This is a genomic window from Robertmurraya sp. DFI.2.37, assembly GCF_029211245.1.
Lineage (GTDB): Bacteria > Bacillota > Bacilli > Bacillales > Cytobacillaceae > Robertmurraya > Robertmurraya methanolica_A.
This window is the reverse complement of record NZ_JARGEJ010000128.1, coordinates 1-1,530: the sequence shown is the minus strand read 5'-3', so window position 1 is coordinate 1,530 and position 1,530 is coordinate 1. Positions and strand designations below refer to the sequence as shown.

Here is a 1,530-nt window from a genome sequence, read left to right as displayed (position 1 = left end):
CTCAACTTTCGCACCTTGAAAATCGACCTTGTTTTAGGTCTATTAAAGCTTTAAGAACAATCAACTTTGTTCCTTGACTATTGCCTTTAAACAAGAAAAGGCACCTGCTTCTTTGGTATAGTGGAATTGTCGAGAAACCATTACCACAAAGAAGAGGTGCCTTCTCTATGATAAAGGAACAACACTCAAATGAACAACTACCAAATGAACTTTCTTCTGTATTCTCTGAATTACAAGTATCGAAACACCTGCGTCAAGCGGGGATTCGAAAAAGCTTTGGATTTTCATGTGCCTATTTGTTTCAACTTGTTTTCTGTCTAATCTTTCATCAAAAAAACTGGTTTGCCCTTGTCACATCTAAGAAGAATGATTGTTTTCCAAGCAAAGATACTGTCTATCGCTTTTTAAATCATTCCAAGTTTGCTTGGAGGAAATTCCTTTTACACTTTAGTGCGGCTACCATTCAAAAAGTCAGCGTGCTTACATCAAAGGACCGTCCCAAAGTGTTTATTATTGATGACTCTACGTTTGATCGTAATCGTAGTAAAAATGTTGAATTACTTGCCCGTTGTTTTGATCACGCTTCTTTGAAAATGCGATTTTATAAAGGGTTTCGAATGCTTACATTAGGCTGGTCAGACGGGCATACGTTCATGCCGATTGACTTCTCTTTACTCAGCTCAAAAACGTCTTCCATTAACGGAATCAATGAAAATGTTGATAAGCGGTGTTCTGGTTATAAACGCCGTACAGAAGCGCTACAGTCTGCACCTGACCAAATTCCAGCGATGATTGAACGAGCGTTATCGAAGGGAATTGAAGCTTCTTACGTATTAATGGACACATGGTTCACGCAACAACCTCTTATTAAAGCTGTCGTTGAACAAGGGCTTGATGTGATAGGGATGGTGAAAAATGCCAAACAGCGCTACAACGTGAATGGACAAATGCTTTCGTTAAAACAACTCTATCGATCTGCGTCGCCACTTCAAGGAAAGAAAGGGCTTCTTCGTTCTATCACAACCACAATGACAAATGGCGTACCAGTTAAAGTCGTGTTCGTTCAAAACCGTAATAAAAAGAGGGAATGGCTTGCCATTCTAAGCACCGATTGTACGCTTTCGGAACAAGAAATCGTACGTATTTACGGCATCCGTTGGGATATCGAAGTGTTCTTCAAAACAACGAAGTCACTTCTTCGCTTACAAAAAGAGTTCCAAGGGCGCTCGTATGACTTACTTATTAGTCATACAACGATCGTCTTTACTAGATATATCGTTCTCTCGTGGCAAAATCGTTGCCACACAGATGAACGTACATTAGGTGGTTTATTTTATGACCTTTGTGATGAAGTGAATGAACTCGATTGGGCTGTCGCATTGCAGCAATTAATCGAGCTTCTTCAAGATGTCTTGAAGAAAACGAATAAACAAACACAGCAATTACTTAAAAATCAACTATCACAATGGGTTACAGGTTTACCCGGTTATATTAGGGCTTACCTGCCTGATTTGGTCTGCGAAAGTTGAG

Annotated in this window: 1 protein-coding gene; it reads left to right on the top strand. The window is 39.7% G+C overall.

The genetic code is table 11. The features are described from left to right. Window positions 1-167: 167 nt before the first annotated feature. Complete coding sequence (locus PZE06_RS25675) at window positions 168-1,529, top strand: IS4 family transposase (protein ID WP_150917868.1); 1,362 nt, start codon at window positions 168-170, stop codon at window positions 1,527-1,529. The last annotated feature ends 1 nt before the right edge of the window (window position 1,530 follow it).